Annotated in this window: 12 protein-coding genes; 5 read left to right on the top strand and 7 right to left on the bottom strand. The window is 59.6% G+C overall.

Annotated elements, in window-relative coordinates:
- From Q0J60_RS05260 to Q0J60_RS05245, 4 genes are all read left to right on the top strand, one after another.
- The coding region (locus Q0J60_RS05260) for a sensor histidine kinase KdpD (RefSeq protein WP_294439214.1) at positions 1-1,138 on the top strand (1,138 nt) is incomplete at its 5' end.
- Positions 1,135-1,833, top strand: coding sequence for a response regulator transcription factor (locus Q0J60_RS05255; protein WP_294439212.1), 699 nt, complete (start codon positions 1,135-1,137; stop codon positions 1,831-1,833). The genes Q0J60_RS05260 and Q0J60_RS05255, both read left to right, overlap by 4 nt.
- A 254-nt stretch (positions 1,834-2,087) precedes the next feature.
- A complete protein-coding gene (locus tag Q0J60_RS05250) occupies positions 2,088-4,670 on the top strand; it encodes a molybdopterin-dependent oxidoreductase (RefSeq protein WP_294439211.1) in 2,583 nt (860 codons plus the stop codon).
- A gap of 13 nt (positions 4,671-4,683) precedes the next feature.
- Positions 4,684-5,265 carry a 4Fe-4S dicluster domain-containing protein gene (locus Q0J60_RS05245; RefSeq protein ID WP_294439209.1) on the top strand — a complete coding sequence of 194 codons (582 nt, stop codon included), beginning with the start codon at positions 4,684-4,686 and terminating at the stop codon, positions 5,263-5,265.
- 160 nt (positions 5,266-5,425) lie between these two features.
- Here the strand turns inward: Q0J60_RS05245 and Q0J60_RS05240 are convergent, their stop codons facing one another.
- The 3 genes from Q0J60_RS05240 to Q0J60_RS05230 all read right to left on the bottom strand — a co-directional run bounded on the left by Q0J60_RS05240 (position 5,426) and on the right by Q0J60_RS05230 (position 9,599).
- Positions 5,426-6,064 (bottom strand): lactate utilization protein, encoded by a 639-nt coding sequence (locus tag Q0J60_RS05240; RefSeq protein ID WP_294439207.1) that lies wholly within the window; start codon positions 6,062-6,064, stop codon positions 5,426-5,428.
- A gap of 17 nt (positions 6,065-6,081) precedes the next feature.
- Positions 6,082-8,619, bottom strand: a complete 2,538-nt coding sequence (locus Q0J60_RS05235; protein WP_294439205.1) for a DNA topoisomerase I — start codon at positions 8,617-8,619, stop codon at positions 6,082-6,084.
- Positions 8,620-8,999: 380 nt separating this feature from the next.
- Positions 9,000-9,599 (bottom strand): TetR/AcrR family transcriptional regulator, encoded by a 600-nt coding sequence (locus Q0J60_RS05230; protein ID WP_294439203.1) that lies wholly within the window; start codon positions 9,597-9,599, stop codon positions 9,000-9,002.
- A 175-nt stretch (positions 9,600-9,774) separates the two neighbouring features.
- On the opposite strand from Q0J60_RS05230, the gene Q0J60_RS05225 reads away from it, so the two are divergent.
- Positions 9,775-10,614: a DegV family protein gene (locus Q0J60_RS05225; protein WP_294439201.1), complete on the top strand. Its 840-nt coding sequence runs from the start codon at positions 9,775-9,777 to the stop codon at positions 10,612-10,614.
- Positions 10,615-10,811: 197 nt separating this feature from the next.
- Here Q0J60_RS05225 and Q0J60_RS05220 read toward each other — a convergent pair whose 3' ends face one another.
- From Q0J60_RS05220 to Q0J60_RS05205, 4 genes are all read right to left on the bottom strand, one after another.
- Positions 10,812-11,111 carry a CDP-alcohol phosphatidyltransferase gene (locus tag Q0J60_RS05220; RefSeq protein WP_294439199.1) on the bottom strand — a complete coding sequence of 100 codons (300 nt, stop codon included), beginning with the start codon at positions 11,109-11,111 and terminating at the stop codon, positions 10,812-10,814.
- 166 nt (positions 11,112-11,277) lie between these two features.
- The gene (locus Q0J60_RS05215) at positions 11,278-13,890 is read right to left on the bottom strand and encodes a homocysteine S-methyltransferase family protein (protein ID WP_294439198.1); all 2,613 of its coding nucleotides are present in this window, start codon (positions 13,888-13,890) and stop codon (positions 11,278-11,280) included.
- Complete coding sequence (locus tag Q0J60_RS05210) at positions 13,878-14,714, bottom strand: vitamin B12 dependent methionine synthase (protein ID WP_294439196.1); 837 nt, start codon at positions 14,712-14,714, stop codon at positions 13,878-13,880. Before Q0J60_RS05210 ends, Q0J60_RS05215 begins: the two co-directional genes overlap by 13 nt.
- Entirely contained in the window at positions 14,708-15,604 is an 897-nt protein-coding gene (locus Q0J60_RS05205; RefSeq protein ID WP_294439195.1) for a methylenetetrahydrofolate reductase, read from the bottom strand. The genes Q0J60_RS05210 and Q0J60_RS05205 overlap by 7 nt, the downstream gene beginning before the upstream one ends.
- Positions 15,605-15,866 lie beyond the last annotated feature (262 nt).

Below are 15,866 nucleotides of genomic sequence, written 5' to 3'. Positions count from 1 at the left end.
CCTGGTCGGCGTCGCCAGTACCTCCCCCCCCACTGAGCTGTATCGAAACGACCATGGACACCAGCTGGCGCTCCAAGCGCTTAGCTCCGCCGCAATGCTTGCAGCCTGCCTTTTCACCGTATATTTCGTGACTATGCGCTATGTGATTCGACCCCTCAGTAAAGTGGAAACCGCCGTAAGTGAAATCGGAGCCGGCAATTTCCAGGCCCGCATCAACCCAGACTCGGTTCACGCGCACGACGAGATGAAGTCTCTTTCAGAACACGTCAACGAAATGGCAGAGGAACTCGATTCCCTCCACCAAAACCTCGAAGACAAAATCGCTCAACGCACCGAGCAGCTTGCTGAAGCAAACTCGATGCTTGTTAAGCAGGCTGAGGAACTTGAAAACGTCAATCAGCAGCTTCAGGCAGACGATCGATACAAGTCACATTACTTCACCATGATGAGCCACGAATTGAGGACGCCGCTTACCGCCATCCGTGCATACATCGATATACTCAAAGACTCTTCTTGCGACCACGAGCAAAAGGCGGACATGCTCGAAATGATTCAAGCGAACACGATTTCGCTCTCGAAGCTGGTCAACAACATTCTCGACTCCGCACGTCTCGAAGCTGGAGCCGTCAAACTTGAAATCAGCACCGTCGATGCGACCGACCTCATCAACGAACTTGCAAGGACACTTGAACCCCTTGCCCGTGCGAAATGCATCGACCTGAAGCGGCGCGCAGATGGCGAAGTGCCCCTGTTCCTTGCCGACGAGAACAAACTCATGCACATCCTTGAGAATCTAGGCTCGAACGCTATCAAATACTCAACAGAGGGCGGACGCGTGCTCATCCGCGTATACCATGACAAACCGACCGACACAATTCGGTTCGACGTCATCGACAACGGAAGCGGCATCCCCGAAGACGAGCAACAAATGGTGTTCGAAAAATTCCGCCAGACGGAAAGCTCAATGTCGCGCCCAGTAAGCGGGAGTGGGCTGGGACTTGCGCTCGCAAAAGAATACACCGAGCTTCATGGGGGCACCATTCTCGTGCGCAGCAAGCCTGGGGAAGGAAGTATTTTCACCGTATGCCTTCCCTACCGCAAACCTGATTTCGAACTGGAGTGGGAGGAAGCACAATGACTGCAATCCTAATCGCGGACGATGAGATTAGCATTCGCAACGCCGTGAGCTTCTACATGCAGAAAGAAGGTTACGACGTAGCGACAGCAAAGGACGGAGACGAAGCACTTCGCATCTGGCATCAACGGCGATTCGACGTCGTCATTCTTGATATCATGATGCCAGGGCATGGCGGATACGAGGTCTGTTCGGCAATTCGCGACGAAAACGCCGATGTCCCCGTGATTTTCCTATCCGCGAAAAACGACCTCATCGACAAGAAACTTGGCTTTAAACTAGGAGCGGACGACTATATCACCAAACCATTCGAGCCCGCTGAACTCACGCTACGCGTGAACTCATGCCTTCGCCGCAGTCGATTGGAATCGCACGCGGTAGATGCGAGGTCCGAAGACAGCAGCACCATCACCCTCGGGGACCTCGTGATCAATCGGCGCAGTCGAGAGGTCATAGCGAGAGGTAATCGGATTGATCTCACCACGCGCGAGTACGACGTACTCGTGCATTTAGCAAGCATCCCTGACGCGGTATTCACCCGACAGCAGATTCTTGATGCAGTATGGGGCGTCGATTATTACGGAAGCGCTGGCGTAGTTGCCGTCTTCATTCGCAAGCTGCGCGAAAAAATAGAAGCAGACCCTTCAAATCCCACACATATCTTGACTGAATGGGGCGTCGGCTATCGCCTTGTCTAACATCGCGACCACCACTGAACAATTGCCCGCTTTTGCGCCCCGAGGCAGCCTCAAGCGCATTTATTAAAAAATGACGTCTCCTCGTTAATACTCGTTAATAATTCCTAAGCGCTTCATTAAACACTCGCAAAACATCGATTGCTAAGATAGCGATGTCCGGCAAAATAGCCGTTCTGCCTGGTAAAACAATTGATTCACGGATGATTCCGCACAATTCCAGGCACTTTGTTATCCGTACGCGAGAAGGGGGAGGCATGGCGAAGAAGGACGCCACGGACATCGGCATCGAAGCCCGTATCGACCAAACCGGAAGTAAGGGGAAGGCCATCGGCAGAAGGTCATTTGTCGCCGCTGCCGCCGCAGGAGCCTCGGCGCTAGCGCTGGCAGGATGCGCACCGAAGCAAAGCGCTCAAAACGACGGCGATGATGGCGATGTCGAAGACAGCGAAGCGGCTGCGCAAAAGGAGGAGCTCGAAGAATTTCACATCACAAGCGGCTATAACTGCCATAGCTGTTTTCTGACGGGATACAAGCGCGATGGCAAAATCGTCCGCATCGAGCCCGGTGACCAACCGCAAGCATCCGAGAAAAACAACGCTTGCGGACGTTGCATGGCATTCATGACCAAAGTCCAAGATGAGAACGCACGTGTCATGTACCCGTACAAACGCACAGGAGAGCGCGGCTCGGGCGAATTCGAGCGAATCAGCTGGGACGAAGCAATCGACATCCTGGCGGAGAAGCTTAACGCCACTCTGGCAAAAGACCCGAAAGCGGCGAGTTTCTACATCTTTACCGGCAACATGAATACGCTCTCGTGGTATGCGCCCGCGCGTATGGCGCACTGCCTCGGCGCCTCTACATGGGCGATGGAGGGCATCATGGGCGATCATGGCTCTTCGATGGGGTACAACCTGGTGACCGGACGCCCCGACCCCGGCCATGATCCCGCCGACTACTTGAATTCGAATCTCCTGATTCTTTTCGGCTCCAACGTAGCCGACACCCACATGACAACGCTTCGATACCTGCTCAAGGCCAAGGAGCAAGGCATCAAACTGATTGTCATCGACCCCCGTATGAGCTCGACCGCCGCCATCGCCGATGAGTGGATTCCGATCAACCCCGGCACTGATGCGGCACTCGCTCTCGGCATGATGAAGGTCATCTTCGATAACGACCTGCATGATAAGACCTGGCTGGCAAACTATTCCTGCGCCCCGCTTCTGGTATCCGATGCGACCGGACAGTATATCCATCCAAGCGAAGGCAAGTACTGCGCCTGGGATACCGCAACTAATTCCATGGTCGAAATCGACCCTGCCCAAGCAGGCGGAGAGGACGACAACACGTCTGGCCCAGAAAGCACGCTTGCCCTCACCGGATCGTTCACGGTCAATGGCGAAGCATGCCATCCCACGCTCGACGATCTCATCGCCGAGGCATCGAGCTGGACGCTTGAGCGTACCTCCGAAGTCACAGGCATTCCCGGCGAAACCATTGAACGCATCGCGCTTGAGTATGCCAACGCGAAACCTGGCGCTCTCCAGGCGCGCCAGGGCGTGAGCCGTTACTACTATTCATATGAAGCCTCCCGCAATATCGCTACCCTCGCAGGCATTTGCGGAAACATTGGACGCGCCGGCGGCGGTTGCTCTCGCAACAACGGCGGCAGCCCCATCGACACCAACGTTATAACTGACTTTACCACCGCCGCTGCTGCGCTTTTCAACACCGACGAGTGGAGCGATGTCGGAGACGGCTCGTCGTACAACAGCTTCTCAAGCGGCACGCTCGCCATGTTCACCCCGCGCGAAGAGGAGTTCGAGGCGGCACGCGTCTTCCGCTCTTCGCAGATTTACGACGCCGCAATCACCGGAGACCCCGTGCCGATCGATTTCCTCTATATAGCAACGTCGAACTTCATCAATATGAGCCCCGACGCCCATAAGATTATCGACGAGGTGTTCCCCGCAATCGACTTCATCGTCACCGCCGACCCGTTCTGGACTTGGACGACCAATTATTCCGACCTCGTGCTTCCTGCCACCACATGGCTCGAGAACTGGGATGCGAAGAGCAGCGGAGCCTACATCAGGGTCAACAAGCCGGCAATCGATCACGTGGGCGAAAGCAAATCCGATGTCGAGATCATGACTTTACTTGCGCCGAAGGTTGGGGTTGGCGACGATTGGACCAAGACCGACGAGGAATGGCTTCGCACCATGCTCGACAGCAAGCACTACGCTTTCGAGCACCTCGATGTAGAAGAGTTGATCAACGCCGGCATCGCGGCACGCGCCGATGGAATTTACGATAGGCCCACCTATCCGCTCGGCGACAAAAAGTTCAGCACGGCAACTGGACGTTTCGAGTTTTACACCGAAACGCTTATCCCGTTCGGCGGACAGGTTCCCACATACCTGAGAGGCGAGGACAACCCCGAAAACGAATTCGCAGACCAGTACCCGCTTAACTTCATCCAATACCACGATCGTCGCCAGGTTCACTCCCAGCATTCCGGCATCAAATCCCTGGATGTCCTAGAAGCCGAACCGCATCTATACATCAATCAGGACGACGCGGCGGCACGCGGCATTGCTCACGACGATGTGGTACGTGTTTTCAACAATCGCGGTGAATGCAAGGTGAAGGCTTTCGTTACCCCTGGCATCATCGCCGGAACGACGGCGATGTCCCAAGGATGGTCGCCCGATGACTTCATCGAGGGCCATTACCAATTCTTGACCCACTACGTCAAGAACCCGGCGGAGGAAGCAATCAGCATGACCAACGCAGCATTCTACGACGTCCGCGTTGAAGTCGAGAAGGCATAGGAGGCTGACCGACATGAGTGATACCCAATATGGCATGGTCATTGACTTGCGCGGCTGCACGGGATGCCAAACTTGCGTCCTCAGCTGTAAAACATCCAATGAGGTTGCTGGAGACAACTTCTGGAACCATGTGATCGACTACAACGAGCAACAGCTGTACATGCCCGTCAGCGGAGAAAAGGTCTCCATGGCGTTCCGCCCCACTCTGTGCAACCATTGCGCATCTCCGCTTTGCGTGGCAAGCTGTCCCACCGGTGCAATGCACAAAAATGAAGAGACCGGCATCGTCTCCGTTGATCGAGACATCTGCATCGGATGCGACTCATGCATCAATGCTTGCCCCTATGACATCCCCGTTGCCAACGAGGATGAAAAAGTGGTAGAGAAATGCAATTTCTGTGCTGGACGCGTCGAAAACGGCAAGGATCCGTATTGCGTCGCAGCCTGCCCTGCACGCGTTCGCCATTTCGGAATAATCTCTGATCCGAACAGCGAAGTATCTGCTCTCATAGCTGAGAACAGTGCACAGGTTTATAAGGAAGAAAGCGGCACCAACCCCTCGGTGTACTACATCCTTCCCACAAGCCTCGAGTAACGCGTCTGTGGCATCCCCCCTCCACCGAAAGCCCCCGATTAGGCAATACCTGATTGGGGGCTTTCCTTATTTGGCGACAAAACGCCAGCGCTTATGCGCCAAAGCTCTAGCATACGCGGCCCAACACCTTGATATTTTCACGCCATGACTACGAAGAGCGCTAGAAGCCCAGATCCTCCGCGATCAGGATCACCTTGACGCGGCCGGCATGGCGGTTGTGGCGCGTGACCACGATGTTGCAGCACATGCAGCCTTCCTCGTGGCACTGGGCGCACACGCCCACACGCTCGCAAGGGGTTCCCGCATGCAGGCGCGTCGCATTGGGCGGGCATGCCATGGTCTGGATGCGCTTCACGCCGGCGTCCACGTCCTGCACCACCTTGTTCATGCCCACGAGCACGATGACCTGACGTGGGCCGTACAGCAGGCAGGCCAGACGGTTGGAGTTGCCGTCGATGTTCACCAACTCGCCGGCGCGGGTGATGGCGTTCGCGCCCATGAAAAAGCAGTCGGCACCGAGGTGCGCGAGATACATGGCGCGCAACTCCTCGGGGCCGTTCGCCGTGGAGCGATCGAGCAGGCGGTAATCCCCCGCCTGAAGCATAGCCTTCACGCCCGTCTGTTCGAACGTGACCGTGCCTCCCCATCCGATGGATGAGCCCTGCGGCACGAGAGTTTTCACCAGCTCCACCGCAGCCGCGCTATCCTCGCAGAAGTAGCCCTCCATGTTGCGGCGCTCAAGCTGCTTGATGATGGTTTTGGCGGTTGCGGCAAACGCCACTTTGCGCGGATCGGTCATGATTCCTCCCCTTCACGCTATTTCTTCGCTGCGGGTTTCTTGGTCGACGTCTTCTTGGCCGTGGATTTTGCCTTTGCAGCCGTCTTGGCGCCGCTCTTCTTCGCGGCCGCCTTAGCCTCTTTCTCCTCGGCCTCCTTCTCCTTGCCAGGGCAGTCGAAGTTGGGGCAGAGCTTCCAGGGGCCGCGAGCGGTCTTCACCACCACCATAGGCGCGCCGCAATGCTCGCACACTTCCTCGGTGGCGATAAGCTCGCCGTACTGGGGCAGCGGATAGCTGGTGTTGCACTCGTCGTAGTTTTCGCAGCGGATGAAGCGCTTCAAAGTGCGCGGGTTCTTGGACGCGATCAGCTTCTTGTCCAGCCCCTTGGCAGCGCACGTGGGACACGTGCCCACCACCACATCGGGTTCCTGGTTGGTGGGACAGTTGGGATCGATGCACATGACGCGCGGCTTGGAGCGGAAAGCCGTCACCTTGATCTGCGGCATGCCGCACGTGGGGCACTTCTCCTCCACCGCCTCGATCTTGCCCTTGGGCAAAGGATAGGTCACGTCGCACTCGGGCCAGCCGGCGCAGCCGATGAACATGGAGCGCGTCTTGGACGAGGCGCGCAGCTGCAGATCCTTGCCGCACTTGGGGCACGGGCCCACGTACGCATCCGCAGCCACAGCGTCGGACAGCGCCTCCTTGACCTCTTCGGAATGCGGCAGGAGCTCGCGCAGAACGTCATTCAGAATATCGCGCGACAGAGCCACCACCTCGCGGCGCGTCTTGGTGCCGTTGGCGATGCCGTCCATGTCCTCTTCGAGCGTTGCCGTCATATCGGGCGTAGTGATTTGCGGTGCGAAACGACCCAGCGCATCGCATACTGCAATACCCAGCTGACTAGGCTCGATGGGGTCGTTTTGAATGTACTTTACAGTGTATAGACGTTCTATAATCGCATGTCGCGTGGCTTTGGTGCCAAGCCCCAGGCGCTCCATCTCCTGGATGAGCTTGCCCTGGCTGTAGCGCGCCGGCGGCTCGGTCTGCTTCTTGGTGCACGTAGCGCCCTTGAAGTCCACCGTCATGCCCTCGTCGAGCGCGGGAAGCTGCTCGTCCTTCTTGAGGCCGTAGGGATAGATCGCGCGGAAGCCCGGCTTCACCAGCACGTCGCCGCGCGTGACGAACGGCTCGCCGTTCACGTCCACCGTGACCTTGGTACCCTCCACCACCGCCGCGTCGGAAAGCGTGGCGAGGAAGCGGCGCGCGATCAGGTTGTAGAGCTTCCATTCCGGGCCGCCCAGCTTGTCGGGGTCAGCCGCAGCCGTGGGATGGATAGGCGGATGGTCGGTGGTCTCCTTCTTGCCGCGCGTGGCCGTGAGCGCGCCCTTCTTGAGCAGCTCCTGGCAGTACGAGCGGTAGGCCGGCACCTCGGACAGGCGCTTGACCGTGCCCGCCAGATCGAGCGACTCAGGGTACACCGTGTTATCCACACGAGGATAGCTGATGTAGCCATCCATGTACAGGCTCTCGGCGATGCGCATGGTGCGCGCGGGAGAAAGCCCCTCTGCCGCTGCGGCCGCCATGAGGCTCGTGGTGTTGAACGGCACGGGGGCGGCCACGGTGCGCTTGCGCTTCTCGATAGAGGCGACGGTGCCGCACGATACGCCCTCCACGTGCGCCATCACGGCGTTGGCCTCGGCCTCACTCTTGAAGCGCGCCGTTGCGTGCGTGGCCTCGAACTCATCGGTGCCGTGCTGGAAGCCCGCCTTGATTACCCAATAATCCTCAGGCACGAACGCCATGCGCTCGCGCTCGCGCGCCACAATGAGCGCGAGCGTGGGAGTTTGCACGCGTCCGGAGCTGCGCACGTTGCCGTAGCCCGCAAACTTCACAATAGTCAGGTAGCGCGTGAGCACCGCGCCCCAGATAAGGTCGATGTCCTGGCGACTTTCGCCCGCCTGCGCGAGGTTCTCATCCAGCGCCACCAGATTGGTGAACGCGTGCGTAATCTCCTCCTTGGTGATGGCGGAATAGCGCGCACGCGACACGGGAGCTGTGGTGTTGACCTCCTTGATGCAGCTGAGCGCGTCGGAGCCGATGAGTTCGCCTTCGCGGTCGAAGTCGGTGGCGATGATGATGTCGTCGGCCTTCTTGGCGAGGTTCTTCAGGCTGCGGATGATGTCCTTTTCCTTGGGCAGCTTCTCGATGGGCGCATAGGCCAGATACGGCAGCGCGCCCATCTTCCAGGCACCCATCTGCACGCCGTCGGCCGTGAAGGGCTTGCGCTTGGTTTTGAACGGCGGCTTAGGAAGGAAGTCGGGGATATCGGCCGGGCGCACCTCGCCCTCCGCGTTGACGCCCTGCCAGCCGTCCTTCTTGCTGTAAACGATGGACGGCATGAAGTCAGGCTCAAGGATGTGACCGCGCAGACCAATGGTCACCCACTCCTCGCCGTCGCGCGTAAAGCGATAGACAGGCGTGTTGTACACCTTGTCGGCCTTGGGCTTGCCCACCCCCAAAAGGTCGGCGATCTTCTGCGCTGCAATGTTTTTCTCGGTGACGACCAGCTTCAACGTGAATCCCTCCGATGCTGATGCGAAATATGCTCAAACAGCGTGCAGCAAATCCGGCTCATCGGCAAAAGCCACACGAAGTAGACGAATCGGTGCATTAGGATACACGATTTTGAGGCAATGATGCCGAACCGAAACCTTGAAAGCATATATATGAAGGAAAGGATGACCGTGAAAACAGGAAGAGCGGCGTGAATAGCACCGCTCCAAAATGATAATCGGCATCACCCGCAGTAACCTCGTGTAGTTTGGCCCCTTACCTAGGCGGGCTCCGCTGACATCGACAGTAACATACAGCCCTGCCCTCAAGGCCGACACCTTTCGAACGCCCCGCACAACGAAGTGCTTTCGCTCTACGGCGGCGATTTCAAAAACGCCGTCTACACCGAAATATCCATGCTCGTGGACTGCGGCAAGGACGGCGCATAGGCCGAAGCGACCGCCCCCATCGCCCCCTTCATCATACGATGGAACAGCGACGCCATCTCTTCGGGCGTTTCTTTCATACCCTCCTCGAGCCATGTCACGAACACGGTGAACACCGCACCCGAATAAAACGGCAGGCAGTAGCGCAGAATGTTGTCGTAAGGCATGTCGCCCGCCGCGTCTTCGATGAATTCGCCGAACATGCGCATGTACAGCGCCGTGAACCCCGCCTTATGCAGCGTGAGCAGCGTGGATCGGTACGCGCGAAAGTAGCGGAACATGCGCAGGATGCTGTCGTATTCCAGTACGCTGCGGTTTTCGCCGATGGTCTTCTGGCGAAAGTCGTCGATGATGATGGCGCCCGCCGTAGCGATAACGTCTTCCTTTGACTCGAAGTTGCGGTAGTACGACGCGCGTGCCACGCCGGCGCGGGCGACGATGTCGCTCACCGTAATGTCGGAGAAATGCTTCTCGTTCATGAGGCGCAAAAGCGAGCGGATAATGCGCCGCTTGGTGCGCTCGTTCGCCAGCGTGCGTTTATTGCGAGCCGCCATCATTCCTCCCCTACGTAAGCACCGGACTTCTTGCGAGACATTCGGCGCGCAACTGTATCACATGGATTCATTGACGCTCGAAGCTGCGCCGCTAAGATAGCATATGAGACATTTTGTATCATATGGGAATTCATCGCAAGACGGTCAATTCCCTTTTCTTAGAGCGAGGATTGCGATGATCATAATCACCGACACCGCATCGGACATCCTGGAAAGCGAAGCAAAGGAGCTCGACGTGCGCCTGGCACCGTTCGACATCTCCTTTGGCGATGAGCACTGCAACCGCAACACGCCCGAAGACCTTGACCGGTTCTATCGGCTGCTCACCGGCGGCGACGAGTTTCCCAAGACCAGCCAGCCTTCGCCGGAATGCTTCCTCGAGCACATCCAGGAAGCGCAGGAGCGCGACGAGGACGCCCTGGTAATCGCCTTGACTTCCACCATCTCGGGTTCGGCGGAATCGGCGCGTCTGGCGGCAAAGCTGTCGGGCTACGACCGCGTTGCGGTGGTCGATTCGCGCCAGGCGATCGTGAGCGAGCGCATGGTGGTGGAATACGCATGCCGCCTGCGCGATGAGGGAAAATCGCTTGAAGAGACCGTCGAGGCTATCCAGGCATTCAGCGAGCGCATTCAGATCAGCGGCATCCTGGACACCCTCACCTATCTGCAAAAGGGCGGGCGCATCCCCGCGTCGCTCGCACGCATCGGCAACCTGCTGAAGATCAAGCCGCTCGTCGCCGTGGAAGACGGCGTGCTCATGAGCCCCACCGCCGCCCGAGGAACCGCGGCGGCGAAGAAAGCCATCTGGAAACGCCTTGACCCGGAGCATCTTGACACGTCGTGGCCAATCTATTTCGTGTACGCCGACCGCCGCGATTTGGCCGAGAAATTCGCCGAAGAGACGATCGAGAAGTTTGGACTCGACTCTAAGAACGCGCGCGTCTGCCAGATCAGCGGCACCGTAGGCGCCCACCTAGGCCCCGGCTGTTTCGGCTACGCGTTCCTGACAAAATAAAGAAGGCCGCATTAAGCTGCGGAATCGGAACGAAACAGCGAGGCCCGCTCTCGCACCGGAGATTCGTGGGTTCTCGGAGGCGCCGCGTACTTCGTACGCAAGCCTGCGAGAACGCGCGAAGATTCGGTGCGAGAGCGGGCCGCAGCGTCGCAGCGTCTCATAGAGCAGTTACGCCGGCTGGAAAGCCGGCGTAACGATTAATCTTCCTGAATAGATTTATAGAACTTGGCATCGCCGTAGACTTCCTCCACGGACTTGCCGTCCAGCCACTTCAGAGCCATGAACTCGCTCAGCGTGGGAACGAGATCGGAGCAGTCGGTGAAATGCCCCTTGTCATTCATCACGGCGCAATCCTGCGCACGCCAATACCCATCGGTGTGGGTGAGATAGAACGTCTTGCCTTCGACTTCCATGAACACGCGCGTATGCGCACGGAGGTAATTGGAGAGCTCGTCGAAATCCGCGATTTCAAGCGTCTCCTCAGCCTGCAGTCCCATGGCGTCTCCTCTCATTGAGGGCTTCGGCGAATAGATTCGCGCTGCCCTTTCCTCGGTTGTCCTACGACGCCCAAGCGCCGTTTCTTAACGATGAATCTATCTTACTATAGAAACGGCCGTCGTGCGCTCCGCTTTTAGGTTTTCTCGGGCTCGCGCGCCAAGCGCCCTACTCCCCGTGGTTTTCCCCGAACACCTTCGCGCACAGCTTGGCCGACTCGGCCGCGTCCTTCGCGTAGTAATCGGCTCCCACCATCTGCGCGTACTCAGGCGTGAGCACGGCGCCGCCCACGAACACCTGTACATCGGGCGTCTGCTCGCGCAGCAGGCGGATGGTCTCCTCCATGCCGCGCACCGTGGTAGTCATGAGCGCGGAAAGGCCCACCAGCTTGAGGCCCCGCTCGCGCACGCAATCCACCACCGCCTGGGGATCAACGTCACGCCCCAGGTCATACACCTTGTAACCGTAGTTTTCGAGCAGCATGCGCACGATGTTCTTGCCGATGTCGTGGATATCGCCCTTGACGGTTGCCAGTGCAAGCTCGCCCTTGGTGGCGGTCGCATCGGCAGGGGCGGCCTCGCGAATCACGTCGAAGCCCGGCTTGGCCGCCTCGGCGGAGGCCATGAGCTGCGGCAGGAAGAACGTTCCGCGCTCGAACTTATCCCCCACCTCATCGAGTGCGGGAATAAGCATGGCATCGATGATGTCCATGGGGTCGTGCATCGCCAAGAGCGTGCGCACCGCATCCGCCGCCTGGGCGCGACGCCCCGACACGATGCAGTGGCGCAGCTGCGATTCGGGATCGGCGTTCGCTTCCGCCGTCGCATTGGATGCCGACGGCGCAACGCCCGAAGCCGCAGACCCCGCCGCGCCTCCAGGCTGCGCGCTTCCCGCCTGTGCGCCCCCGGCCGCACCCGACGCACCTGCCGGGGCCGACGACGGGCTCAGCGTGCGCCCAGCGTATTCCTCCACATAATGGCGGGCTCCCGCGTCCTGCCCGCACAGCACACGCCAGGAGTCAACCGCCTCGCGATAGCGGGCGGAATTGGGATTCAGAATGGGCATGTCGAGGCCGGCCGCAAACGCTGCCGAAAGAAACGTCGCGTTCACTACCTCGCGCAGCGGCAGGCCGAAGCTCACGTTGGACACGCCCAGTACGGTGCGCACGCCCAACCGTTCCTTGCACATGGTGATGGCGCGCAGAATTTCGACCACTTCGGACTGATTGGTGGCGGCGGCCATCACCAGGCAGTCGATGAACACGTCCTCGCGCGGAATGCCGTAGCTCTCGGCGGTGCGCACGATGCGTTCGGCGATGGCGAAGCGCTCCTCCGCGGTAGGCGGAATGCCGTTCTCGTCGAGCGTGAGGCCTATCACAGCGCAGCCGTAGTGCTTCACCACGGGCAGCACGGCCTCAAGATTCTCGCGCTTACCGTTCACGGAGTTCACGATGGGTTTGCCGGCATACACGCGCACCGCCGCCTCCACCGCCGCAGGGTCGGACGAGTCGATCTGCAGCGGGCAGCCCGTGACGCTTTGGATGCGGCCCACCAGATCGCACAGCACAGCTGCTTCGTCAAGTTCGGGCAGGCCGGCGTTCACGTCCAGGATGTCGGCCCCCGCCTCAGTCTGACCGATGGCTTCGTTCAGGATGTAGTCCACGTTGCCCGTGCGCAGCGCCTCCTTGAGGCGCTTCTTGCCCGTGGGGTTGATGCGCTCGCCGATGACGGCCACGTCGCGCCCCTCAAGCACTACAGCGCGGTTTGCGCTGGTCACGCCACACAGCGCACGTACGTCGCGCGGCACGGGACGATGCCTCTCCACAAGCGCAGAGAGCTGGCTGATATATGCAGGGCTCGTACCGCAGCAACCGCCCACGATACTCGCCCCCGCCTCGATCAACGCAGCGGCATCGCGCGCGTAGCTTTCAGGAGTCACCTCGTACACCGTGTGCCCATCGACCATCTTGGGGAGCCCCGCATTCGCTTGCACCATAATCGGACACGACGCGGCGGCCGCCATCTCGCGCACGATGGGGAGCAGCTCCGCCGGGCCAAGCGAACAGTTCACGCCCAATGCCTGCACGCCCAGGGCCGCAAGTGTCATGGCAGCGATTCGAGGGCTTGTGCCCAGGAACGTGCGCCCGTCCTCTTCGAACGTCATGGTGGCGAACACCGGCAGGTTGCAGTTTTCTTTAGCGGCAAGCACCGCGGCCTTCATCTCGAGAAGATCGGCCATCGTCTCAATGAGGATGATGTCGGCACCTGCCGCTGCGGCTGCGCGCACCTGTTCTGCGAACAGGTCATACGCCTCATCAAACGGCAGCGTGCCCAGCGGCTCCAAGAGCGCGCCCGTAGGTCCTATGTCGGCCGCCACGTAACGGGCGCCCGATGCGCGAACGCATTCGACCGCGGCCTTGAATACCTCGTCCACACGTGCCGCATCGCCCAGCTTGCGTGCATTGGCCCCAAACGTGTTGGTGGTGACGGCCTGACTTCCCGCTTCCACGTAAGCGCGGTGGATGGCAGTGACCTCCTGCGGATTGGTCAGGCACAGAAGCTCAGGCAGCTCGCCCGCAGCGAGGCCCGCCCCCTGCAGCATAGTGCCCATCGCGCCGTCGAACAGCAGATACTCCTCGCCCGCCAGCACGCGCGCAAGATATTCGTCCTTGATGCGCAAACGCTTCGAATCGCACAGCGCGCCGGCTTCGCGTAAGGCTTCCGCGCCGCAGGGCTTTCCCTGTTCGCGCAGGTTTTGAATGGCATTGGTTATCGGTAGCATGGTGTTCCCATCTTTCTCAACATGCAGCGTTCGCGTGCGGGACAAGCGACGCACGATCGTCGGTCGACCGCAGCGCGCGGCCCCTCGAACAGCCCCATAAATGCCGTAACGCTCTTGGCCGGCACCACGAATCCGCCTTGCGTGGGCGTCATACCTATGCGCCTGTCGGCACCCAAGATGCGCACGATGTGCGGTTGGACGGAGAGCGGCAAATCGCCGTATCCAGGGCTGAATCGAGAGCCGGCGGTGAGCCCACGCTCCTTCGCCGCGGCGAGCGCATCGGCACTGCACATATCGGCAACCGTTTCCACGAGAGCCGAACCCGCTGCACTGAAAAGCGCGGCCGTCGTGGCATCGACCGCCGCAAGACGGCGCGCCTCGCGCTCGTTGGAGAGCCCCAGCGTGCACGCCAGAACCACGCACTCCGTCGCGCCCTCAAGATGAGCGGAAATGTCAGCTCCGGGAAGCTCCAGCGTGCTACCTTCAAGCTTCAATACGGGTTTTCCCTGGTCATCATAGCCGCGGCGAACCGGAAACGTGCGCCAGGAAAACCGCGGCGCAGACGTGCGCTCGCAAAGCTCGACGGCCCCATCGATACGCGCGGCAAGCTCGGGCGCAATCTCTTGCCCCGCATGGCCCAGGTAGCGAAGCATCTCGCCCCGATCGACCTTCGCGCCCTCAACTGCAACGGCGGCTTCGCTTAAGCGACCTGCTCCGTTCAAAGCCCGCTGCGTTCCGTTTTCAACCTCGCGGGATTCACCTGAGGCATCCTTTGTCGCCGCAACCGGCTGCGCCGGGCCTGAAGCGGAATGTTCTTCTAGCATGACGCTCCATCCGCAGCCTTTGCGGCTTTCGGGCCAAAGCCGGCCATACCCAGCGCTTCCACGGCCGCAGCAGCGACATCGGGCTTGTTCATCGTGTACACATGCACGCCGTCCACGCCCGCCTCGGCCAGGCCCACCAGCTGCTTGCATGCGTACTCGATGCCGGCGGCGCGCAGGCTCTTGGAGTCGTCCTCATAGCGGGCAAGCAGCTTCACCACGGGCGAAGGCAGGCTGGCGCCGCACATGAACACCATGCGCGTGATCTGGGACTTCGACATAAAAGGCATCACGCCGAGCGTGATAGGCACCTCGATACCGGCAAGATGAGCATGGTCCAGGAAGCGCAGCGCGCACTCGTTGTCGAAGAACAGCTGCGACACGAAGAACTCGGCACCGGCGTCTTGCTTCTGTTTGAGGTGCTCGATGCTCTCCTCGAAATCGAGACACGTCACATGTCCCTCGGGATACGCCGCCGCGCCTACGCAAAAGCCCGCCTCACGCACAAGCGGAATGAGGTCTTTCGCGAACTTGAAATCATTGGTCGTCATGCCCTCGACGGCATCGCCACGCAATGCGAGCACATTCTGAATGCCTGCGGCCTTCATGGCGCCAAGCGTTTCGGCAATTCCCTCGCGCGTAGCATTCATGCAGGTCAAATGCGCCATAGAGGTCAGATTGAACTCATCGTTCATCATGCGCGCCACATCGATGGTGCGGCCGCTGTTGCCGCCGCCGCCCGCCGAATACGTCACCGAAACGAACGCGGGGTTAAGCGACGCCAACCCCGACACCACCTCGCGCGCCTCCTCCATGGGAAGCTCGCCCTTGGGCGGAAAGATCTCGAATGAAACGGGCAGGCCGTCGGCCTGGAAGACATCGACGATATGCATAGCGGGCTCGCTTTCTTCGAATGGGCATCGTTATATGTAAGCGATTCATTATACCGACGAGCGATAGAGAATCCGTATGCAACACGCACGAGAAACGCAGTTGAAACGAACGTTAGCCCGGATGTCGCGGGTGCTTAGCGACGCGTAGTGCAGGCTCATTCTGAATTTGGCGCAAAAATTTTCGGAAATCTGCTGTTAGCTTTGGTAAACACGCCGCAATTCGTCCCGAATCCGCTCCCAAACGCCTTAAGCGGCCCGATTT

Origin of the sequence: uncultured Slackia sp., assembly GCF_944321625.1 — a bacterium.
GTDB lineage: Bacteria > Actinomycetota > Coriobacteriia > Coriobacteriales > Eggerthellaceae > Slackia.
The sequence above is the reverse complement of the archived record's forward strand: the minus strand, read 5'-3'. Positions and strand labels throughout refer to the sequence as shown.